Raw genomic sequence first — 21,911 nt, forward strand, 5'->3', positions numbered from 1 at the left:
GGAAGGAAAGGAAGTTTTTTACTGGACGATGACCGTTCCTCCGCCGTTGTAGCTCCGCAGATCGCCGTTGTACATGGCGTCGGCCGAGGCCGGCCCGGCTGTAAACGTACCTTTCGATACCGCACGGGCGAGGTAGTAGAATGTCTGCGTTTTGCCCGGCTGCAGGTCGGTAAAGAAGTGAATCCGGTCGTCCCGGAGATCAAAATGCGACGGGACGGACTGATCCTTGATCCAGCTGAGATCCCGTTGCGGCGAAATACGCGGGTTTTCGATTTCAAGCCCTGCCGGCAGCATATCGGTGACGACGACGTTTTCCACCGGTAACCCCGTCTGGCTCCGTACCGTAACCTTGACTACCACCAGCTGATTTTGCGTAAAGGACGGCGAAACCGACTTGCCGAAGCGGTCGAAATACGTCTTCCGAACCTCCAGTCCATGATCTTCCGCTTTGACGGTACCGCTCGCGCTGAGGCCTTCTGCCTGCGCAAAATAGTAGACCGCTCCTTTGCCCTGACCGGCAATCAGCAGGGGTTCGGCGAGGCCTTTCGCCAGCAGCAGATCCTTGCCGGTAAAGGATCCGAGAGGCTTGCCTGCGGCTGAAACAGATGCCGTTGCGGTAGAGGCGGCGGCTTTCCGGGCGATTTTTCCAAGTGCGAGCAGGGCAAAACTTTCTTCCTGCGTCGACAGCCAGCCAGCCTGCCGCACAGCCGCCGACAATTGCCGGGCGAGACCCGGTACCTGTGCGTTGCCGGGGTCGGTTTCGAGCAGGGTATTCAGTACCAGCGCCTGGTTGCGGATCGGGCTGGAGAAGCTGCCGCCGGTTTGCCGTTCGCTGGAATCAGAAAGGTAGTTTTTCGGGGTCAACGCCTCCTTACCCGCGGCATCTCCGATTACGCCGAAAGTCGCCGCCAGGAGGTAGCGGGCGTCGGATGTCAGCAGTTGCGGATGGGACTTGTAGTAATTCATCGCTGAGCGGTTTGGCTTTCCGGCTACGGCCAGCACATACAGGCTGTAGGGCGCTTCCCGCCGGGCCTGTGCCCGGTTGGTAACGCTGCCATCGGAATTTACGACGCCCGTTTTTTCGGTCGACTGCTTCGAAACCTGCTGATTGAGGTATTCAAGGGCCTTCCCGAGCGTCGTCTGATTGATTTCATGGCCGGCTTTCTGCGCTTCCAGCATGAAATGAACGGCATAGGCCGTTGCCCACCATTCGTCTTTCTGCCCGGCCTGCCACATCGAGAAGCCCCCGTTGAAAAGTTGCAGGGTTTCGATTCGTTGCAGCGCAGCCCGGACATTGGCAGTAGGATTCAGGTCCGACGCGCCGGTTTTGAGGTAGGGTTTCGGGCCAACCGGCAGAGTGCGCACAAAATCGGCAAAATACAGTTGCGGGAAAGCCATCGAGACCGTTTGCTCCAGGCAGCCGTGCGGATAGGTCAGCAGGTGCGTGAGCTTATCGGCCAGCGCCACCATCGGAGAGCGGCTGACGCGCAGCGAAGCCGAGGCGGTACCCGGTACAAACTGGCTCAATCCCAGGGGCACCGGCGCCGACTGCCCGCCGGATACCGTACCCGACACAGCTGTTTTAATAAGACCTACAGACGGTCGTACCGTCATATCTACTTCTTCTGTAAACGTCTCACCCAGTCCCCGTACGAGCACTTTTACTTTGCCACTGCCGAGTACCGTGCCGGCTTTGACGGAAAAGGTAGCGCGACCTTCCCTATCCGGAGCGATTGATACCGACTGAGGCGCCGGCGCTATAGCCTGAAGCGCGCCCGTTGCCTGCAACGTAGCCGTTACCTGCGCGGCTGTTTTGGTCGTATTGGTGATGCTGACCGGAACCGTGAGCTGGTCGTTCGGACTGGCGAATCGTGGTAGCGATGTGCTGATAACCAGCGGGTCAGCTACTTTCATATTCGAGGAAGCCGAGCCGAATGCCTGGTCTTTGTACGCGACCGCCATAATCCGGAGATCTCCCGAAAACTGAGGAATATCGATGTTGAACGTCGCTTCCCCGCTGCCGTTGGTCTCCAGAATACCACTCCATAGTGCCACGAGCTTCACCCGCCCGTTGGCGAGGGGATTCACGCGCTTCTCGAGGTCAAAGCCGTCGCCACCTACCGATCCGGACGACCGGATACCCAGTTCAGGATGGAGATAGGCGTACAAGTCATGTCCGGTGACTTCCAGCGCCCGCTTCTGGTAGAAATACCCGAAAGGATTGGGCGAGCGGAAATTCTTCAGTTGTAAAATACCTTCGTCCACAACCGCCAGCGTTACCTGCGCCTTGCCGCTTGTCTTTACCCTAATGGTTTGCTTCGTTTTCGAGCGGGATTTTTCCACCGCTGTAATCGCTACGTCAAGTTTGCGGTCGGGGTCTTCGACCATCACCGGCGCATAGCCATGGGCTACCGTCAGCGGGAGGTCGGCATCGTCCATTTCCCGGAAGAGTGTCGCCGAAACATACACGTTCGGAAGGTGCTCTTCGCCGATGCCAAACGAATACTCGGCAGACTTGCTATCCGTTTCCAATACCTTGTATTCCAATACTTTATTCCGCTCAATGGTAATCAATAGCTTTCCGGCGAATGGCGTTTTGAAGAGTACTTTGGCCTTTTCCCCGACTTTGTATTTCGGTTTATCGAAGGTCATTTCCACCTGGCCTTCGTTATTGACTTCGAAGGAGGTACTGCTCGTTTGCCCGTATCCATAGGCGTAAAAGGACTGGGACGTCCAGCTCGCGGCGCCTACCCGGCGCAGCCGGACTTCATACTCCCCGGAAACCGGCGGGGCATAGCTCACAGAGGCCCGGCCTTTCGCAAATGTTACTGCCCGGGAAAAGACAATTTTCGATTGCTTCTTCGACGAGTACTTCATCGATCCGTCCGGGTTTTTCTCGATAACTGTCTGGTAATCATGCTTGACGATGTCCAGCTGGCCCGTAGCCGTCAGCAAGGCGCCGTCGGCGTTGAGCGCCACCAGGGGTATCGAAACCGGCGCGTTTGTTCCGACATAGGTATCCGGCATGCCGATACCATATAACACGGGCTGCGTCTGAATCGTAAACTGCTGCAGGCGGTTGACCGGCCGGCCGGTTTCATCGAAAACAGAAACAAAACACTTGGCATCCAGAAGCCCCATGTCTTTCCAGGTTGCCGGCAGGACGAACGACTCGTTTGCATTCCCGGCGGCGTCTGTTTTGCCCTGCCGGACGTCGCTTTTGAATTTTGTATTGTCCTGAATATCAAACACAAAGCTGTCAAAACCTTTCGGACGGAAAAGCTGCCTGTTTACCTGTAATTCCATTTCGTAATTCCGGTCGGCTGCAGGCGGGCCGAAAAGGTTTGTCGCCACCGCCGAAACAGCGGCGGTTTCTCCGGACGCGTACCGTTCCTTCGCCGAGCGGACGTCTACACGGATACGGTCGGGCATAAATTCTTCCACCGAAATCGGCTGGGAAGCCAGCAGCGCGTCGTTGGCGTTGAGTACTTCCAGCTGGTAGGAGCCTGTTACAGCGGCGGTTTCCAGGAGTATGTCGGCGGATGCCGCGCCCTGGGCATTGGTGGTGAGCCGCAGCGTACGGTATTCCCGGCCATTTGGCATTAGGAATCGGACCTTCAGCGGTATTTCTCCGGGAGAATCCCACGTCTGTTTCCGGATAATGGCGTTGAAATGCACCGTCTCGCCCGGCCGGTAAATATTCCGGTCGCCGTAAACGAATGCATCAAAACCGGAGGCGTTGTCCCGCTTGCCGTCTACTTCAAACCGACTGGTCTCCACCCGGGTATCGCCGAGGTGGAGGTAGTTGAAATCATCGTCTGTCCGGGCGGTGACCAGTGCCGGCGTGAATCCCGATTGGGTGATATCCTTGAATACCGCGACGCCGCTGGCGTTGGTTTTGACCGTCTGGATTGTCTGATTGTTGGAGGATACCAGGTTGATTTGCACCCCCGAAAGCGGTTCCGAGTTGCGGATGGAATGCGCGAAAACGAGGAATTCATCTCCGGCATTCTTGGAAATCAACCCGATATCCGAAATACTCACCAGCTTGGCGGCGTGGTGGTAGTACTCGTCGTTCGAATTCAGCGAAACCAGGTAAATACCCCGGAAGGAGTTGGATGCATCCGGAAGGCTGAGGTTCAGCAGCGATACCCCGCCGGTTTTGGGCAGGTTTTCCGTTTCCAGGGTCTTCTGAACGATGACATCGGAATAATTGCCGCCGTCTTCGGAGTATTCGTAGCCATTGGGCGTAGCGCCGTCTTCGTCATAGCGGTAGTTTTCATACCGGTTATTCTGAAGAAAAGCGAGGATGTTGTTTTCGTAAATCTTCGAAATGCGTACCTGTACTTTCGGGATATTCACGATGTTGACCGCCACATTCCTGTGCCCTTTCGAGGTGAGATACACCGCTTTTTTGTGGACAAACTCCAGGTTTGCCGGCATCTGCCCGAAATACAGGTCCTTGGTATATCCTTCGGTAAGGGTAGGTCCGAGCGCCCCGCGCAATTTGCTGTTCAGCGTGAGGGAGTAGGTATCCGTTTCGTTGAAATCGCCACGGATAACGAAGCCGTTTTCCAGTAATTCAGCCTTTGTTGCCAGCTTCGGGCGGGCCGGTTCGGCAACGGGTTTGGACGGCAGCGGATTTCCCAGCGAATCGTATTGTACTTCCGGTTCCGGCGCTACGGGCCGGCTACTTTCTACTGTATACGCATCCGCCAGATTTTCCGGCGAGAGCTCCTGCGTGGTGATCACGCGGATATATCCCCGGTTGTTCTCAAACCCGTTTTCGACCCGGACGATCTCCAGCGTACGGGGGTCGGGCAGCGTGGTTTTGAGCTGAAGTGGGGTAGTGGATTTATATTTCGTGCCGACCACACTCAGGCCTTCCTTAACGGTCAGGTCAAGCGTGCGGGCCTCCGTGACATCCTGCAGGGCAACCGGTACAGACGATGTCGTACCGCCCTGCCCGACCTGGAAACCGACACGGGTATCCCCGTCCTGAACGCTCAGGTTGGTACCGGCTTCTCCTCCCGGAACGGGATAGTTGAAATTCAGTTTCAGTTTGGCCTGCGCCCAGCCTGCGCCCTTGCTCCAGTACGCTTCCGCGCTGTTGAGGCGCAGATACGGGGTGTGAAAGGCGACCGTTTCGGACGACAGGCTCCAGGCCTTGTCTTTCACCTGCGTGAGGAGCTTGTCGGAAAGCCGGGCCTTGTATTCCGTCGCCGGCTGAAAAGAAGCGGCGGGGGAGAAAACGAGTTCATTTTTTCCGACCCACTTGTACCGGCCTTCGATGGCGGGTTCGAATTCGACGAACCGGGTCGTCTGCCAGGTACCGAGCTCCGCTTCCGGAACGAGGTCCTTGCTGAAGGTAAAGACGAGGTTTTGAGCCAGTTGTATTTCGTCGTCGAAGTTTGTCGCCCGAATGGAGACATCCCCCTGCTTTGAACAGGAAAGGAACGAGACGGTAAGAGCCAGCAACAGAAATAGCCGCCGCATGTGAAGACAAAGATTTTAGGGTGAAGAAGGTGGGAAGTTGAGAACTTTCAGGGACTTAGGCAATGGGCGGGTCTGGATATTGAGGGAAAGGAACGCGTTAGGAAACCGACGGGCAGAATTCTGGCGGGTCCTGTTGGGATGCATCCCGAATGTGTTTAAGTTTGCAGCAGACCAGCTTATTCTCGGTTTTTTTCGGATTTATACCCTAAGCGGTTACCATCCGATAATAGACGGCAGGAAAGGCACTTACGTTCAGGATTTTGAAATAATGCTTATTACAGCAGCAATTGTTACCTATCGGAACGATTTGTCGGTGCTAAGCAAAGCAATCGAAAGCGTTCTGACCTATGAAGGAGATATTAGGCTATATATTATTGATAATTCTCCTGATAAAAAGATAAAAACAATTCTGGATGATCCCCGGATTGAATATGTTCATATCGGGGAGAACCTTGGATTTGGGAAGGCCCATAACGTGGCCATCAGGCTGGCTGAACAAAGTAAGTCGACTTATCATATAGTTGTTAATCCTGATATTTATTTTGATGCCGGCGAACTGGAAAAAATGGTCGATTTTCTGAACCGGAATCCAAAATATGGTTTGATGATGCCCAGAATTATTTATCCGGACGGAAGCAATCAATATTTGTGTAAAAGGCCGCCCTCGTTATCAGTGCTTGTTTTGAGAAGATTTATGCCGGGTTTTATCCGGAAAATGTTTCAAAAAAAGCTCGATTATTTTGAGTACAGGGACCATAGCTATAACGGGTTGATTGAAGATGTTCCCTACCTGTCGGGATGTTTTATGTTTTTCCGTACAGATATTCTGGTTTCTCTCGGTGGCTTTGAAGAACGGATCTTTATGTACATGGAAGACGCTGACATAACATTCCGGACGTTGAAAATCAGCAAAACCGTTTACTTTCCAGGCGCTACTGTTACCCATATGTTTGCAAAAGGCTCCTATAAAAACTTCAAACTGATGTATTATAACATCGAGGGGGCTGTTATTTATTTTCAGAAGTGGGGCCTGAATTGGTAGAAAAGCAGGAGGACGCGTCTGCCGCTGTTACCCACAAATAGTCAGGGCATTAGAATTGTACGGATTGCGGAAGTAATGAGATTTCCGTGAAATACATCGATTCAGCTAGCATTACTGGTTTTCCTCTCATACTGGAGTGCTCCGCAGGCCGTAAATGTCTGAAATATGCGGACTCAGCTCAAACTTTTGTAATCTCTGTGTGATTTAATTCGGAAAACTATTCATCCCGGCAGCGCTGGCTTGAAAAAGCTATATTCCTCCTGATTATGGCCGGAAAGAGAAACTAGTCGTTGAAAAGGCAGAATAGTTTGCTCCGAAAAAGTATCTATATGTCCCTCCGCTCTTTTCCTACCAGTCATCTTTTGTTCCTGATTGTGAAAAAGCACGTTTTATACCTCTTACTCCTCCTCTGCGGACCGGCGGCGATTGCCCAGAAAACATACCAGCCGCAGTGGTCTTCGCTGGATACCCGTCCGGTACCTGCCTGGTTTTCAGAAGCACGGTTTGGGCTTTTTATCCACTGGGGGCTCTACTCGGTTCCGGCCTGGGCTACCAAATCCGGCGCCGACGGCTTCGGCAGCGGATATGCCGAATGGTACTGGCAGCGCCTGCATACGCCCAGTCTCAAAATTCACAAGGAATTCAAGGCGTTTCACGAGAAAACGTACGGACCGGACTTCCACTACCAGGATTTCGCTCCGATGTTCAGATGTGAGTTTTTCGACGCTAATCAATGGGCCGATCTCTTTCAGCAATCCGGCGCGAAGTACATCGTCCTGACCTCCAAACACCACGAAGGCTATACCCTCTGGCCGAGTGCCCAGGCCTGGAACTGGAATGCCATGGACGTAGGCCCGCACCGCGACCTGGCCGGCGAACTCGGCGCCGCCGTGAAAGCCAAAGGGCTGCACATGGGCTATTACTATTCACTGTATGAATGGTATAACCCCATTTACAAGGAGTCACCGGCGAAGTATGTCGACCAGACCATGATTCCCCAGATGAAGGATCTCGTCACGCGTTATGAGCCGGAGGTATTGTGGACGGATGGCGACTGGGATCAGTCTTCCAAAACCTGGAAAAGCGAAGAATTTCTGGCGTGGTTGTACAACGAATCACCGGTGAAAGACCGGATCGTTGTAAACGATCGGTGGGGTAATGACACGAAAGGTAAACACGGGACGTTCCTGACTTCAGAATATGGCAAAGGCTCTGTGGAAAAAGGTCGCCCGTGGGAAGAATGCCGCGGCATAGGGGAGTCATTCGGCTACAACCGGAACGAAAACCTGGAAGACTATCAATCCACCGAAAAACTCATCTACGAGCTGATCAGCGTCGTTTCCCGGGGAGGAAATTTTCTGCTGAACATCGGTCCTACGGCAGACGGCCGCATTCCGGTCATCATGCAGCAGCGCCTGACCGATCTCGGCGCCTGGCTCAAAACAAACGGCGAGGCCATCTATGGCACGCAGGCTTGGGAAAAAGCGCCGGGCAAGGAGGTTTTTTACACGCGTAAAGGCAAAGACCTGTACGTCCTGTGTACGCAATGGCCGGAAAAACTGGAAATCGACGGGATCGGGAAGCCTGCATCGGTATCCCTTCTTGGCCAGGCAGTGAAAGTAGCCGGGAAATTCTCCGGCGGAAAACTGCAGGTAACGCCGCCGGTATTATCGCCCGGAAAGGCGGGCGCATACGCCTGGGTCTTCAAACTGGAGAACGCGTTGTAAGACGGGTTGTTCAGGACCGGGCCGGCGGAAACGCCGGCCTTTTTTATTGGTATCCCCGGACAGAAAAAGCTACATAAAACTTCCGGACAATCTGACTAAGTGCCTTGATCGTCGGGAGATCGGACGCCTCGGATACATCCACGACTCCCCGGTCTTTCGTCAGAATCCGGATGGGCTGTTTGCTGGAAAGGTAAGCGGAGTTGGTCGTCTCGCCGCGAACGACGAGGTAGGGAAGGTCATCTTCCGTCACGCCGGGCAGGGCGAGTACCTGTTCTTCCAGGGCCACGGTGACATCGGGTGAGGGTGGTTCGTCGAAAAACCGGATCTTATACAGCTTCCGCTCCAGAAGCATGCGGGAGAGGTTAGCCAGCAGCCGGTCGGGGTGAAGGGTCCATTGCTTGATGCACGCCCACATATCGTAGTCATCCAGCTGGGTAAAGGCTTGAATATAAGCCGGATCTGAACGGAATACCTCCAGTGTCGGTTCGCTGGCGAGGAATAGTCCGAATGCCGGCGTCGTGAATACCTCGGTACCTGCGTGAACCAGCTGGCGCGCCCTGCGTATCAGTTGTACCAGCATGGTTTCGGTACAAATAGAGGTTTTGTGCAGGTACACCTGCCAGTACATCAGGCGACGCGCCGTCAGAAAATTCTCAATCGAGTATACTCCTTTTTGCTCTACGACGAGCTGGTTGTCCACAATATCCAGCAGCTTGACAATCCGTTCGGAACCTATACTGCCTTCCGTGACACCGGTGAAAAAACAGTCCCGGTTGAGGTAGTCCAGCCGGTCAATATCGAGCTGGCTGGAAATCAATTCATAGAAAAACCGCCGCTCATATTGTCCTGAAAACATGCGGATAGCGAGATCCAGGGCTCCGTCGAATTCCTGGTTGAGCTCGTGCATGAGCAGGAGGGAAATCTGTTCGTGAGGAACGTGGTACAGGAGAGTATGTTCGAGTACGTGCGAGAAAGGCCCGTGGCCGATATCGTGCAGGAGGATCGCAATCTGCGCCGCTTCACATTCCTGATCCGAAATCAGGTGACCTTTGCTTTTGAGGGAAGTGAGGGCTTCGCCCATCAGGTGCATGGCGCCGAGGGCGTGGTGGAACCGGGTATGAAGCGCACCCGGATAGACATACTCGGCCATACCGAGTTGCTTGATCCGGCGCAGCCGCTGGAAGTACGGATGTTCGATGAGATCGAAAATCAGCGGACCGGGAATACTGATAAAGCCGTAAACGGGGTCGTTAAATACCTTTTTCTTATTCATGGGCATGGCCTCAAAACAAAGCAGGAACGCATAAAAATACGTTCCTGCTTCATAAGTCGGAGAAAATCTTACCGATTTCCGCCGCGGTTGCGCATGCGTTCCCGTTGTTCTTCGCGGACTTTTTCGTATTGCGTCCACTGATCAGCGGTGAGAATGGGCTTCAGTTTCGTCTCGAAATCGGTTTGAAGCCCCTGCATTTTTTCGCGGTCAGGGCGTTCGCCACCGGCGCGGAGTTCATCCAGTTTCTTGGCCCGTTCGAGGGAAATAGCCTGTACCTTTGTGGTCTGGTCGGCCGAAAGACTCAATTGTTTTGTAAGTTGTTCGGTCTGGCGTTGTGCACGCTCTTCCGGCGTGCGGTTCTGGCCTTGCTGGGCAAACGTAAGGGTGGCAGACAGCATCAGCACACCCAGCATTCCCATGAATTTTTGCATGACTTTATTCGGTTAACGTTCAGGCCGTTGGAAGCGAAAAGCCGGGAGCAGGTTTAACGCAGCGTTGGAAAAAGGGCGAAAAAAATGTAAACTTGCGGCTCAATTTGCCGCGAATGCGCAAATGGGGCCCTTAGCTCAGGGGTTAGAGCAGTTGACTCATAATCAATTGGTCGTAGGTTCGAAACCTACAGGGCCCACTTGGAAATCAAACGGTTACGACGAAAGTTGTAGCCGTTTTTTGATTTTACCGCGTGAATACCTTCGCCAGCGCCGCCCAGTCCAGCTGCCCTTCGTTGTGCGCGAGGCTGTCGTCATGCAGGTCGCGAATGGTTGTTGCCAGGGGCATTTTTGCCTGAACTGCGCCGCCGGCATCGAGTGTCAGACGGATATCTTTCAACCCCAGTGAAAGTTTGAAACCTGCCGGTTCGTAGACGTCTTCGGCAATGGATTTACCATAGCCTTTGTAAATCGGAGCGGCGAAAACCGTACTGGAAATCAGATCAATAAATAGTTTTTTGTCGACTCCATATCCTTCCACCAATCCTGCCGCTTCGCCCATGGTCGCAATCGCGCTGCCGATCATGAAATTGACGGCCAGCTTGGTCGCATTTGCCTGCTCGGGAGTTTCACCCAGGTACCAGATTTGCTGACCGAGGACTTCCAATACCGGACGTACCCGCTCAAGTGCCGGCAGATCCCCTGCTACGAGAATTTGCAATTGCCCCGCCTGTGCCACGGGCGGGCGTCCGAGTACCGGAGCGGCGAGGTAATACCGGCCGTTTTCCCGGTGCCGGGCAGCCAGTTCCTGTGCCAATTCCACCGAAATCGTCGCCATATTGATATGTACGGCACCCGGCTTCAGGGTATCAAGCGCGCCGGAATCCAGCAGGGCAGCGCGGTTGGCGTTGTCGTCTGCCAGCATGGTAATCAGGATATCCGTACCGGCAAGGGCCGCTGCGGGCGTATCCGCCCATACGGCTCCGTCGAGCCCTTCTTTTGGCGTGCGGTTCCAGACGGTAACGGCGTACCCCGCACGCAGAAGGTTGGTGACCATCGGAATGCCCATCGCACCCAGGCCAAAAAAGGCAATATTCATAGGAGTGTTCGTTTTATCGGTAGGAAGAAAAAAATCAGACGAGGGATTGGGGGCATATCCTGAAAATCAGATAAAATCCGTCAGCCTCCCTGCCTCCTTCACCCGGAATCCCTTTTCTGTCAGCTGCACCGTCAGCGCTTCATGGACCGGATCGTGATCGGAGACGAGGACCCAGTTTCCTTCCGCCGCCTGCCTCAGAAAGGCTTCTTTTTCCGTCATCGTCTGGAGCGGGCGAACGTCATACCCCATCACATAGTTGACCGGAACGTGGCGGGAAGTAGGGACAAGGTCGGCGGAAAAAACCACCGTCCGGCCGTTTACCTGCAGTTTGGGTAAGAGCATTTTTTCGGTATGCCCGTCCATCGTCAGCCACTCGATATCCGCTCCGAAGGGCTCCTGATCGAGAAAATACAAGTGTCCGGACTGTTGGATCGGCTCAATGTTTTCCCGGAGGAAAGTCGCTTTTTCCCGGGCGTTGGGCATCGCCGCCCACTGCCAGTGAGCCGAATGCGCCCAGTAGCGGGCGTTTGGGAAGGTCAGCTCGTAGCCGTCGCGGGTGGTATTCCAGCTGACGGCCCCGCCGCAATGGTCGAAGTGGAGGTGGCTGGGTACCACGTCGGTGATCTCCCCGGGGCCGAAGCCGGCTTGCCGGAGCGAGCCGAGCAGGTCTCCGCCGCCGTGGCGGTCGTAATATCCCTGCCATCGGGCGTCCTGCTTATCGCCCATGCCGCAGTCGACCAGGATGAGGCGATCACCCGTTTCGATCAGCAGGCAGCGCATACCGAGGGAAATATGGTTCCGGTCGTCCGGCGTCGTCAGTTTTTCCCAGAGTACTTTCGGTACTACGCCGAACATCGCGCCGCCGTCGAGCTTGAAATGCCCGGCATCAATTGCGTACAGTTTCATTCTATCCATCCAAATCGTTGCGTCGTTAAAGTAGCGCAATTCCGGGAGAACCTTTTCAGATAGTGCATTTTTACCTCCTGACAGATGCGGAGGACAAGGCGTAAATGATTGAGTTAAAATTGGTTAAAGGCAATACAAGGGGTGGCTTCGAACGTATATCCCGATAGATTTTGGAAGATTGCTTGACATTACTCATCTTCCCGCATCCAAAACGCATCAGTTCATCCTAAAACAATCGTTACGTCATGAAAAAAATGTTCGCAATGGCTCTTCTCGCAGTGAGCGTTGCCTTCTCTTCTGTGTATGCGCAGACTCCGGCGCCGGCTGCCGGCACGGAAAAACCGAAAAAGACCAAGAAGACGACTGATACCGATGCAGCGGCCAAGGCCGAGAAGAAAGCAGCGAAGGAAAAAGCGAAAGCAGAAAAGGATGCCGCAGCCAGCGACGCTGAAAAGGCGGCGAAGGCCAAGGAAAAAGCCGACAAGAAAGCAGCCAAGGAAAAGGCCAAAGCCGATAAAGACGCTGCTGCTACCGAAGCGGAAAAAGCTGCCAAAGCCAAGGAAAAAGCCGATAAAAAGGCTGCGAAAGAAGCCGCTAAAGCCGATAAGGCTGCTGCAGACGCTAAGGCAGCTACCGACGCGGAAAAAGAAGCCAAAGCCAAGGCAAAAGCCGATAAGAAGGCTGCCAAGGCTGAAAAAGACGCGGCCGATGCCAAAGCCACCGCTGCCAAGGACAAAGCCGAGAAGAAAGCTGCCCGCGTCAGCAAGGCCGATGATACCAGCCCTGAAGCCGACGCCGGTACCCGTAAGAAAGTAGCCGGTGAAGACAAAGTGATCGGCAAGGATGGCAAAGGCCGGAGCATTTACCTCGGTCCCCGCGGCGGTCAGTACTACATCAATTCCAACGGCAACAAAACGTACCTCGATGCCGATGCGAAGCTGAAAATCTAAGAGGTTTTCAGGTAAAGAAAGGAGCTGACTCGTTTCCGGGTCAGCTCCTTTCTTTTTTCTGTGCAGTCTGTGTTTTCTGTGAGCTGATTTATTTTTTCACAGACGACACAGACTGCACAGAAAGTATATCACAACCCGCACTGGTTTGAGCTGCCCTCAAGCGTACTACCCGGCAGTACCGGCATACAATCCTTTTTTCTGTGAAGTCTGTGTAGTCTGTGAGCTGATTTAATTTTTTCTCACAGAAAACACAGACTTCACAGAAAGTATATCTTAACCCGCACTGGTTTGAGCCGCCCTCAAGCGTACTATCCGGCAGTACCGGAATACAATCCTTTTTCTGTGTAGTCTGTGTTTTCTGTGAGCTGATTTAATTTTTCTCACAGAAAGCACAGACTTCACAGAAAGTATATCACCAGCCCACACTGGTATCATCTCCCCGCGGGTCGGAGCCGCCCTCAAGCGTACCATCCGGCAATACCAGAATGCAATCCATCCGCCCGAGCGTACCGGCCTGCGGTTCAATTTTATAGCCTTTTGACCGGAGTTTAGCCAGTACCTTTTCAGAAAAAGCACCCTGCTCGAAGGTCGTCCTGTCGGGTAGCCACTGATGATGAAACTTCAGGGCATTGACCGCTTCCTGCATGCTCATTCCGTGATCGATGACATTGACAATCGTTTGAAATACACTGGTGATAATCGTCGAGCCGCCGGGCGTTCCGACCACCATAAACAGCTTTCCGTCTTTTTCCAGAATAGTGGGCGTCATGCTCGACAGCATGCGTTTTCCCGGCTGGACAGAGTTGGCTTCCGCGCCGACGAGGCCAAATACATTGGGTACGCCGGGTTTCACGGCAAAATCTTCCATTTCGTCGTTCATCAGAAAACCGGCGCCGTTGACGACTACCCGGCTGCCATACCCGTTGTTGATCGTAGTCGTAATCGAAACTGCGGCTCCTTCTGCATCCACGACCGACAAGTGCGTGGTTTCGTTGCTTTCATACCCCGGAATAGCGCCGCCGGAAATCGCTTTTGAATCACTGGCTTTGTTCCAATCGAAATCACTCCAGCGTTTGGCGAGGTAGGCGGGTTCGAGCAGTTCTTTCGCCGGTACTTTGAAAAAATCCGGGTCGCCGAGCCATTTGGCGCGGTCGGCATACACCCGCCGCTCGGCCTCGATGATTACCTGGGTAGTCGAATCCGAATGCCAGCCCCACTTTTTGAGGGGATAGGGCTCAACGAGCTTCATGAGTTGAACCAGCGCGATGCCTCCGGATGACGTCGGCGACATCGAAATAACTTTGTAACCGCGGTACGTTCCCGTAATAGGAGTACGCCAGGCAGAATGATAGTCGTCGAGGTCTTTTTGCACAATCGGTGCTTTGGCTTTCGCCATTTCAGCAATCAGCAGTTGCGCTGTTTCGCCTTCGTAAAATCCGGCGCGGCCTTTCTCCTGGATACGCCGGAGGGTTTTGCCGAGATCTGCCTGAACATGCAGCTCACCGGTTTTCCAGACGGTATCCACGCCGGCTTTCAGGAAATAGGGTTCGCCGGGGTTGAACTTCCGGATATCGGAACGGACGCGGTTGAGGCCTTTGGCTTCGTCGTCCGTAAGTGCTACGCCGTTTTCCGCGAGTTCGATGGCCGGTTGAATCACTTCTTTCCAGGAAAGTTTGCCAAACCGCTGGTGCGCCACGGCCATGCCGTCGACCGATCCCGGTACCCCGCTGGCGGAATGCCCGAGCCAGGCCATGTTCGGAACAACGTCCCCCTTTTCGTCCAGGTACATGTCCCGGGAAGCCGCGTAGGGTGCTTTTTCCCGGAAATCAAGGGCGAAACTTTGCCCGGATTTATCCCGGAAAACCATAAAGCCGCCGCCGCCGAGGTTTCCGGCCGACGGGTGCACAACCGAAAGGGCGAAGAAGGTAGCGACCGCTGCGTCTACAGCGTTACCGCCTTTTTTCATGATTGCCGCGCCGACTTTCGAGGCCTCCGGGTGCGCGGACGCCGCCATGACGTGCGGCTGAAATACGCCCTTTTTGTCAGAGATGAAAGGCTTGGCACCCGGATCGTCCGTGATGAAGGTATAGGCGCCTTTTGACGCAGACGGATTTTTCCGGCAACCGGCAACGGCCAGCAAAACGAACAATACAACAAAGGAAAGGTATCGCATGGGAAAGGGAGTTTAACGAAAATAGCGAATCTGCCCCTGAATTGAAAATACGGGGTGTTTCATACGCCTCGCGGAAGCTACGCCGTCTCCTGATGCAAAAACTCTTCTTTCCGGATTTCGTAAAAGGATTGGCGGAGGACAAAGCTCGCCGCCAGGTTGGCCACTATTCCCGCAAGCAGGAAATAGAAAATGGCTGAGTGCCGGTCGGTCATTTCCAGGACCAGAATAGCGGAGGTGAACGGCGTCCGGGTAACGCCCGTCAGAAATCCGATCATTCCCGCAAGTACCAGCAGGTTATGGTGTTCGACAGGTACGGTGAAAACGGTATTCAGCAAAAGCGAAACGAGCATGGCTCCGGACGACAGCGACGTCGCGAAAATACCCGCTGCTCCGCCCGCCGAAAAAGACAGGGCATTTCCGATAAACCGAGCCGGAAACGCATACCACGGGATATGCCCGGTTCCGTGAAAAAGTGCATCGTTGATCAGTTCCTTGCCGGAACCCATCGTCGGAGTGCCGGTGTAGTAAACCAATACAGCGAAGAGTAATCCGAGTGCGGTTACTGAGATGAGCTGGAGGGTAAACCCCTTCAACCGCTGGCGCATTGCGCCGATCCACAGGAGAATACGCGTAAACCACGCGCCCGCGAGCCCCGTCACGAGCGCCAGCAGTACTACCAGCCAGAGCGAAGAAAAAGGCAGCGGAATTACTTTCGGAAAGCCGAGGAAAAGATAAGGGCCGAGGAGGTACTGGCTGGTCATCCCCGCAATAATTACCGAACTCAATACCGCCGTCCGGAACAAGGCAAGATGCGCCTTCGTCAGTTCCTCCACTACGTACACGATACCTCCCAGCGGCGTATTGAAGGCGGCAGCCAGGCCGGCCGCTCCTCCGGTTACGATCATGGTTTTCTGGGAAACCCGATTCCATCCTTCGGGTATCAGCCGGTATACTGTTTCGAAAAGAGAGCCGGCTACCTGTAGTGTCGGACCTTCCCTGCCGGTAGAACCGCCGCCGAGGAGGAGAAGGAGATTACTGGCGACCTTGACCAGCGCCACCCGGACGCTCAACAGGCCGTCGACCCGCTGGTGCGAACGTCCTTCCGCCAGTTCCACCGCCGCCATTAACTGCGGAATACCACTGCCCGCCGCGGCGGGAGCCAGGTAGCGGGTCAGGAGCCAGGCTCCGGCAAAACACAGCGGCGTTGTCAGAAAAATCCAGGAAGGATGTGCTTCGAAAAACTGAATCCCCTGGCGTTCGATAAAGGCGAAAATGCGTTCATAGCCGACTGCCACGAGACCGACCAGGGCCGAGGCAATCAGCAACGGAGCCGCCCGGAAAGGAGCCGTAGAAAGATGGTGGCGGATGAGCCATCGACTGGCGCGTTGTACGATGGGAAGGTTACCGGCTTGCTTCAGATGCCTCCGGAAGCGGATTTCCCAGGGATTCAAATGGTACTTCATAGCGAGGACCTGACGGTATCAACCGCTAAAGTACCTTGTTTGACGCATGAACCGGATAAAGGGTTTGAGTTATGTCAAAGACAAAGTGTCTGCCGTCCGGCAGACACTTTGTTCAACGCGCAAAATCTTCGCCTGCCAGCTCGTGATTGAGCATGCCGGCCGCCAGTGTTCCGGAGGCGACTGCCGCCGAGATGCTCCGCATGGGAATCGCCGCATCGCCGGCCGCGTATACGCCCGGTACGTTCGTCCGTCGCAGCTCATCTGTCTTGATCAGGCCCGCAGGCGTCAGATCACAGCCAAGTTCCTGCGCCAGGGTATTCGGAAGCGTTACCTGCACGCGGGCGAAAAGCGCAGCTATTGAAACGGAGTCGCCGTTTGCGAAATGCAGCTCCTGCCCCTCCGGAGCAGGGGCAATGGCAGCAAGTTCGTGCTCGATAACAGGTATTCCGTGCCGTTCCAGCTCCTGCCGCTGCTCAGGGGTGAGGGTCGCCGGGCCGTTTGTCAGCAGGCGCAGGTCGTTTGACCAGCCGGTGAGCAGTTTGGTGAATTCATATACGACATCGCCGTTCCCGAAAATACCCAGCGGCCGGGAGCGTACTTCGTATCCGTGGCAGTACGGGCAGTGCAGCGTTGTGATACCCCAGCTGTCTGCAAATCCCGGAATAGCCGGCAGGTGATCTTTTACCCCATACGCCAAAATGAGTTTCCGGGATGTATAAAGCGTTCCTGTATCCGATTCCGCTTCGAAACCACCGGGTGCCGGGCTTACCCGTACAATCATACCTGATTCCCGTGCGACTGTCGGGTAAGCGGAGACCTGCTCCCAGGCGATACGGGCGATTTCCGCCGGCTTTTCGCCGTCGCGGGTGAGGAAGTTATGGGAATGAGGCGTCTGACGGTTGCAGGGCTGCCCGCTGTCGACGATCAATACGTTTCTCCGGGCCCGTCCGAGAGCCATGGCGGCAGATAGTCCCGCATAACTTCCGCCGATAATCAGTACATCGTGGTGCATGAACCTGAGGTGTTTTTACATGCAACATTGTTGCATGTAAAAAGTTCGGCTCATTTCTCTTTCCGGAAATATTTGTCGACCAGCTCTTTGGGCTGGTGGGCGTCCGGTTTGCGGTCGAGCTGGTGGTAATCCCACGAAAGCGGTGCGGGTTGCGAAGTAGTCAGCGGCAGGTTATCCCCGAAAATATGCTGGTTCTTTTCCAGCAGCTCCGTCATCTTCCGGACGCGTTCGGCGTGCTCCGGTTTGTCGGCGAGATTGGCGAGCTCCCAGGGGTCATGCTCCAGGTCGAATAGCTGGGTATAGTTAACTTTCGGGTATCGGATGAGTTTATACCGGCCGTCCCGCACCGACCGCTGGAAACTCATGTAGGCTGTAAACAACTCCGATCGTACGCCGTCGCTTTTTCCGGAGAGGACCGGGTTCAGGTCCTTTCCGTCCATACCTGCCGGGACCGGGAGGCCGGCATAGGAACACAAAGTCGGGAACAGATCGAGCAGGTATACAAAGGCGTCACTTTGGCGTCCTGCCGGTATCCGGCGACCCTTGACGATCAATGGAACGTGCATCGAATGCTCGTAAAGATTCTGTTTCCCAAGCAGTCCGTGACTACCGAGTGCCAGGCCGTTGTCAGCAGCGAAGATGACGAGGGTATTTTCTTCCAGTCCTTTTTCCTTCAGTTTGGCGAGGATCTTTCCGATGACTTCATCGAGGTGCGTGACAAGGCCGTAGTATTCCGCTGTCTGGGATCGGATCGTTTCCGGGGTCCGTGGATAGGCAGCCAGAAACTCGTCCCGGATACCCATCGAATTTCCGAAACTGAAGGGGTGCAGAGGCATGAAATTGGCGGGTAGCGGAACGCCCTTTTCGTCATACAGCTTCCGGTACTGCGGCAGCGGCGAGCGAGGGTCATGCGGCGCAGTGAAAGGGATATAGGCGAAGAAGGGCTTCTTCGGGTCGTGCTGATCAAGGAACTGCATCGCCGTTTCTCCGAAAATATCTGTCGAAAATCCCTTGCGGGTCACTTCGGTGAAAGTGCCGTCCGGCCGGAGGTCCTGCGTCGGTACCTGAAAATGGTCTGACATACCGGCAAACATCAGGTTACGCGCCTGGTCGAATCCCCGGGCTACGACTTCCTTTTCATTGTGCCATTTTCCGGTCATAAAGGTTTCATATCCGTTTTTCCGGAGATAGTCCGGAAGGGTCAGTTCTCCTTTCAGCTTGTCGCTGACGCGGAAAAAAGACTTTCCTGAAAGCAGCATGGCCCGGCTGGGCGCGCAGACGGCCCCCTGGTCACCGCCGAGGATATAGGCACGGGTAAACTGCGTTCCTTCTGTCGCGAGCCGGTCGATATTCGGCGTGATGACATAGGGATTCCCGTAGCACCCAAGCGCGTCGGCACGGAGATCGTCGGCAAACAAAATGAGGACATTCGGCCGTCGCTGAGCCGAGGCATCGGAAAGAAACAAGCCGAGAAAGCCGGCGAGCAGGAGAATGAGGCGCATGGGGTAGTCTGCCGGGCAGGCAGTACGTTACAATAATCGTTGCTATAAATCTTTCGAGAAAGACGGGTTTCCGCTACAACGTCAGTAGCTATTCACCGTTGGCATTCGTCGTCAGTACCTCACTCATGTAGTCAAAGAATGGGCGCATATGCTGATAGGTCAGGTCGGCCTGCTCCAGAAAATCAGGACTTAGTACTTCTTCATCGGTAAACCGCCGGATCAGCAGGTACTGTTTGAAACGCAGGAGATCAACCGCCTCATGCTCCTTATCAAAACCTTTGGGTACTGTCTTTAACTGCTCGCCTTCCAACGTGCCGAAGGTACTGACAAAGGCAGGGCTTGCGAGTATTTTCTGCAACGGTGCCGGATCAAAGGCAATGTCGTCGCGTACCCGTTTCAAATCGTCGTTATTGGGCCCCCAGAAGCCCCCGGCAATAAGGCTGTTGCCTGGTTCCAGATGGAAGTAGTAGCCACCGCGGCGGTACCTGGTCGCCCGGGTGAAACCACCGCTCCAATTCGTTTTGTAGGGTGTTTTATCCTTCGAAAAACGCGTATCCCGGTAAATACGGTGCAGGGATTTTTTGCCGGAGAGGGTTTCAATCTCATCGTGCCTGTTGACTGCGTGCAGCAATGCGTCGGCAAAACCTTCTATCGCCTCCGTTTCCCGCAGGTATGTACCCTTGTGCTGATTAAACCATTCCCGGTTATTGTTTTCTTTCAACGCATTCAGAAAGTCAAAAGCGGATTGTGGAATCTGTACCGTGTTTTGTTTGGCCATGGCTGTGATAAGAATGGGCGAATGATAAGATGCCGGCGGGAAAACCATACCTGCTGGTTTTCAGGAATTATTTAGACCCGTCCTGCCGTTACCGCAATATATATGGCAAAAAGACGTCCCCCTGAAACAGATAAACCCTCTTTCCGAGAAAGGTTTGAGGCGATGCGGAATCTGCCTGCTTTTTTCCGGCAGATCTGGCAGACCAGCCCCCTGCTGACAACGCTCAACTTACTGCTCCGGCTGGGCCGGGCAATCGTACCGGCTGCCAGCCTTTATACGGGCAAACTGATTGTAGACGAAGTCGTCCGGCTCACCAGTACCCATTCTTCCGACCTGAATACCCTCTGGCTTTGGATAGGTGTCGAGTTTGGTCTGGCCATTCTCAGCGATTTGCTCAGCCGGGGTATCAACCTGTCGGAAAGCCTGCTGGGCGACTGGTACGCACACCGTACCTCCGTGCGCCTGATGGAGCATGCAGCGACCCTGGACCTGGCGCAATTCGAAGATGCCGTATTTTACGACAAACTGGAACGTGCGCGTCAGCAAACCGCCGGCCGTACCCAGCTGCTGTCGCAGGTTTTCGGGCAGTTGCAGGATGTTCTGACGATGACCTCTCTGGCCGTCGGGCTCGTCGCGTTTCAGCCCTGGCTACTGGCGCTGTTGCTGGTGGCGGTGATACCGTCATTCCTAGGAGAGCTGCATTTCAATGCCCGAAGCTATTCCCTGCAACACGGCTGGACGCCGCAGCGGCGGGAGCTGGATTATTACCGTTACATCGGCGCGAGCGACGAGACTGCGAAAGAAGTCAAGCTTTTCGGCCTGTCGGACTTTCTCATCCGCCGGTATGAATCGCTGTCAGAACAGTATTTCCGGGAAAACAGAAAGCTCTCCATCGAGCGCGCCGGCTGGGGCAGCTTACTGCTGACCATCGGCACGGTCGGGTACTATGCCGCCTATGGCTATATCGTCGTGCGGACCGTCAGCGGGGCGGTTTCCCTTGGCGACCTGACCTTTCTGGCGGCGTCTTTCCGGCAAATGCGGGGACTGCTGGAAGGTCTTCTCGGGCGCTTCAACAGCATTTCCCAGGGCGCGCTGTACCTGAAAGACCTGTTTGAGTTTTTTGAAATCCGGCCCAACATCGTTTCGCCGGTCCATCCCCTGCCTTTTCCGGCCGAAATACGGGAAGGGTTTACGTTTGATGACGTCGGTTTCAAGTATCCCAATTCTGACAAGTGGGCGGTAAGGCACCTGTCTTTCCGCCTTCATCCGGGAGAAAAACTCGCACTCGTCGGCGAAAACGGCGCCGGAAAGACTACTCTCGTCAAATTGCTCGGCCGCCTCTATGATCCCGACGAAGGGCAGATCCTGCTGGAAGGCCGTGATATCCGGGAGTATGACCTGGCCGAGCTCCGCGCACACATCGGTGTCATCTTCCAGGACTACCTCCGGTTCCAGTTTTCTGCGGGAGATAATATTGCCGTTGGCGATATCCTGCAACGGGAAAACCAGCCGGTCATCGAACGGGCGGCGCAGCAAAGCCTCGCCGACGACGTCATCAGCCGCTTGCCCGGCGGATACGGGCAGCCGCTGGGGCGCCGCTTTTCCGGGGGCGTCGACCTCTCGGGCGGGCAGTGGCAGAAAGTCGCCCTGGCACGCGCGTACCTCCGCGAAGCAGACCTGCTCATCCTGGATGAACCTACCTCCGCATTGGACGCCCGCGCGGAGTATGAAGTCTTCCAGCGCTTTGCCGAACTGACGAAAGGCAAGATGGCGGTACTCATTTCGCACCGGTTCAGTACCGTCCGGATGGCCGATCGTATCCTGGTGCTGGAAGGAGGGAAGGTATTGGAAATCGGGACGCATGAAGAACTCATCCGCCACGGCGGCAGGTATGCCGAACTGTTTGAACTACAAGCGGAAGGCTACCGATAACCACAAAAAATTCTGTGTATTCTGTGCTTTCTGTGAGATAAATCTTTTTTGTTTCTCACAGAAAGCACAGAATACACAGAAAGAAACAAGCCGTCTTCAAAACAACGGGGCTGTCTTTCGAAAGACAGCC

The 21,911-nt window shown here is 54.7% G+C and carries 14 protein-coding genes and 1 tRNA gene; 5 read left to right on the plus strand and 10 right to left on the minus strand.

The annotated features are described in order from the left end of the window. Nucleotides 1-18: 18 nt before the first annotated feature. Nucleotides 19-5,496 (minus strand): alpha-2-macroglobulin family protein, encoded by a 5,478-nt coding sequence (locus tag BLR09_RS09540; RefSeq protein WP_093200917.1) that lies wholly within the window; start codon nucleotides 5,494-5,496, stop codon nucleotides 19-21. A 151-nt stretch (nucleotides 5,497-5,647) separates the two neighbouring features. On the opposite strand from BLR09_RS09540, the gene BLR09_RS09545 reads away from it, so the two are divergent. Next, the gene (locus BLR09_RS09545) at nucleotides 5,648-6,538 is read left to right on the plus strand and encodes a glycosyltransferase (protein ID WP_218126639.1); all 891 of its coding nucleotides are present in this window, start codon (nucleotides 5,648-5,650) and stop codon (nucleotides 6,536-6,538) included. A gap of 374 nt (nucleotides 6,539-6,912) precedes the next feature. Then, nucleotides 6,913-8,265: an alpha-L-fucosidase gene (locus tag BLR09_RS09550; protein WP_245689895.1), complete on the plus strand. Its 1,353-nt coding sequence runs from the start codon at nucleotides 6,913-6,915 to the stop codon at nucleotides 8,263-8,265. A gap of 43 nt (nucleotides 8,266-8,308) precedes the next feature. Here the strand turns inward: BLR09_RS09550 and BLR09_RS09555 are convergent, their stop codons facing one another. Together BLR09_RS09555 and BLR09_RS09560 are read right to left on the minus strand one after the other, a co-directional pair. Beyond that, nucleotides 8,309-9,538 carry an HD domain-containing protein gene (locus tag BLR09_RS09555; RefSeq protein ID WP_093200922.1) on the minus strand — a complete coding sequence of 410 codons (1,230 nt, stop codon included), beginning with the start codon at nucleotides 9,536-9,538 and terminating at the stop codon, nucleotides 8,309-8,311. A gap of 68 nt (nucleotides 9,539-9,606) precedes the next feature. Further along, the gene (locus BLR09_RS09560) at nucleotides 9,607-9,969 is read right to left on the minus strand and encodes a hypothetical protein (protein WP_093200925.1); all 363 of its coding nucleotides are present in this window, start codon (nucleotides 9,967-9,969) and stop codon (nucleotides 9,607-9,609) included. A gap of 124 nt (nucleotides 9,970-10,093) precedes the next feature. Here BLR09_RS09560 and BLR09_RS09565 point away from each other — a divergent pair. Further along, nucleotides 10,094-10,166, plus strand: a tRNA-Ile gene (locus tag BLR09_RS09565). Between the two features lie 47 nt (nucleotides 10,167-10,213). Here the strand turns inward: BLR09_RS09565 and BLR09_RS09570 are convergent. Then, a complete protein-coding gene (locus BLR09_RS09570; protein ID WP_093200927.1) occupies nucleotides 10,214-11,065 on the minus strand; it encodes an NAD(P)-dependent oxidoreductase in 852 nt (283 codons plus the stop codon). Nucleotides 11,066-11,131: 66 nt separating this feature from the next. Next, nucleotides 11,132-11,971, minus strand: a complete 840-nt coding sequence (locus BLR09_RS09575; RefSeq protein WP_093200930.1) for an MBL fold metallo-hydrolase — start codon at nucleotides 11,969-11,971, stop codon at nucleotides 11,132-11,134. Between the two features lie 245 nt (nucleotides 11,972-12,216). On the opposite strand from BLR09_RS09575, the gene BLR09_RS09580 reads away from it, so the two are divergent. After that, nucleotides 12,217-12,921 (plus strand): hypothetical protein, encoded by a 705-nt coding sequence (locus BLR09_RS09580; protein ID WP_176785503.1) that lies wholly within the window; start codon nucleotides 12,217-12,219, stop codon nucleotides 12,919-12,921. Between the two features lie 412 nt (nucleotides 12,922-13,333). On the opposite strand, the gene ggt is transcribed toward BLR09_RS09580, so the two are convergent. The 5 genes from ggt to BLR09_RS09605 all read right to left on the minus strand — a co-directional run bounded on the left by ggt (nucleotide 13,334) and on the right by BLR09_RS09605 (nucleotide 19,849). Next, on the minus strand, nucleotides 13,334-15,094 hold the full coding sequence (ggt, locus tag BLR09_RS09585) for a gamma-glutamyltransferase (protein ID WP_093200933.1): 1,761 nt from the start codon (nucleotides 15,092-15,094) through the stop codon (nucleotides 13,334-13,336). Between the two features lie 77 nt (nucleotides 15,095-15,171). Continuing rightward, the gene (locus BLR09_RS09590; protein WP_093200935.1) at nucleotides 15,172-16,557 is read right to left on the minus strand and encodes a chloride channel protein; all 1,386 of its coding nucleotides are present in this window, start codon (nucleotides 16,555-16,557) and stop codon (nucleotides 15,172-15,174) included. 112 nt (nucleotides 16,558-16,669) lie between these two features. Continuing rightward, a complete protein-coding gene (locus BLR09_RS09595) occupies nucleotides 16,670-17,569 on the minus strand; it encodes an NAD(P)/FAD-dependent oxidoreductase (RefSeq protein ID WP_093200938.1) in 900 nt (299 codons plus the stop codon). A 50-nt stretch (nucleotides 17,570-17,619) separates the two neighbouring features. Further along, complete coding sequence (locus BLR09_RS09600; protein ID WP_093200940.1) at nucleotides 17,620-19,071, minus strand: sulfatase family protein; 1,452 nt, start codon at nucleotides 19,069-19,071, stop codon at nucleotides 17,620-17,622. Between the two features lie 88 nt (nucleotides 19,072-19,159). Continuing rightward, nucleotides 19,160-19,849: a DUF2461 domain-containing protein gene (locus tag BLR09_RS09605; RefSeq protein ID WP_093200943.1), complete on the minus strand. Its 690-nt coding sequence runs from the start codon at nucleotides 19,847-19,849 to the stop codon at nucleotides 19,160-19,162. A gap of 102 nt (nucleotides 19,850-19,951) precedes the next feature. Between BLR09_RS09605 and BLR09_RS09610 the strand changes: the two genes are divergently transcribed. Then, on the plus strand, nucleotides 19,952-21,781 hold the full coding sequence (locus tag BLR09_RS09610) for an ABC transporter ATP-binding protein (protein WP_093200946.1): 1,830 nt from the start codon (nucleotides 19,952-19,954) through the stop codon (nucleotides 21,779-21,781). Nucleotides 21,782-21,911 lie beyond the last annotated feature (130 nt).

Source organism: Siphonobacter aquaeclarae, from assembly GCF_900103285.1.
Lineage (GTDB): Bacteria > Bacteroidota > Bacteroidia > Cytophagales > Spirosomataceae > Siphonobacter > Siphonobacter aquaeclarae.

Excerpts from the sequence above, each read along its gene's own strand:
- BLR09_RS09540 (WP_093200917.1), bottom strand. The coding sequence starts at position 5,496 with ATGCGGCGGCTATTTCTGTTGCTGGCTCTTACCGTCTCGTTCCTTTCC.
- BLR09_RS09555 (WP_093200922.1), bottom strand. The coding sequence starts at position 9,538 with ATGAATAAGAAAAAGGTATTTAACGACCCCGTTTACGGCTTTATCAGT.
- BLR09_RS09560 (WP_093200925.1), bottom strand. The coding sequence starts at position 9,969 with ATGCAAAAATTCATGGGAATGCTGGGTGTGCTGATGCTGTCTGCCACC.
- BLR09_RS09570 (WP_093200927.1), bottom strand. The coding sequence starts at position 11,065 with ATGAATATTGCCTTTTTTGGCCTGGGTGCGATGGGCATTCCGATGGTC.
- BLR09_RS09575 (WP_093200930.1), bottom strand. The coding sequence starts at position 11,971 with ATGAAACTGTACGCAATTGATGCCGGGCATTTCAAGCTCGACGGCGGC.
- BLR09_RS09580 (WP_176785503.1), top strand. The coding sequence starts at position 12,217 with ATGAAAAAAATGTTCGCAATGGCTCTTCTCGCAGTGAGCGTTGCCTTC.
- ggt (WP_093200933.1), bottom strand. The coding sequence starts at position 15,094 with ATGCGATACCTTTCCTTTGTTGTATTGTTCGTTTTGCTGGCCGTTGCC.
- BLR09_RS09590 (WP_093200935.1), bottom strand. The coding sequence starts at position 16,557 with ATGAAGTACCATTTGAATCCCTGGGAAATCCGCTTCCGGAGGCATCTG.
- BLR09_RS09595 (WP_093200938.1), bottom strand. The coding sequence starts at position 17,569 with ATGCACCACGATGTACTGATTATCGGCGGAAGTTATGCGGGACTATCT.
- BLR09_RS09600 (WP_093200940.1), bottom strand. The coding sequence starts at position 19,071 with ATGCGCCTCATTCTCCTGCTCGCCGGCTTTCTCGGCTTGTTTCTTTCC.
- BLR09_RS09605 (WP_093200943.1), bottom strand. The coding sequence starts at position 19,849 with ATGGCCAAACAAAACACGGTACAGATTCCACAATCCGCTTTTGACTTT.
- BLR09_RS09610 (WP_093200946.1), top strand. The coding sequence starts at position 19,952 with ATGGCAAAAAGACGTCCCCCTGAAACAGATAAACCCTCTTTCCGAGAA.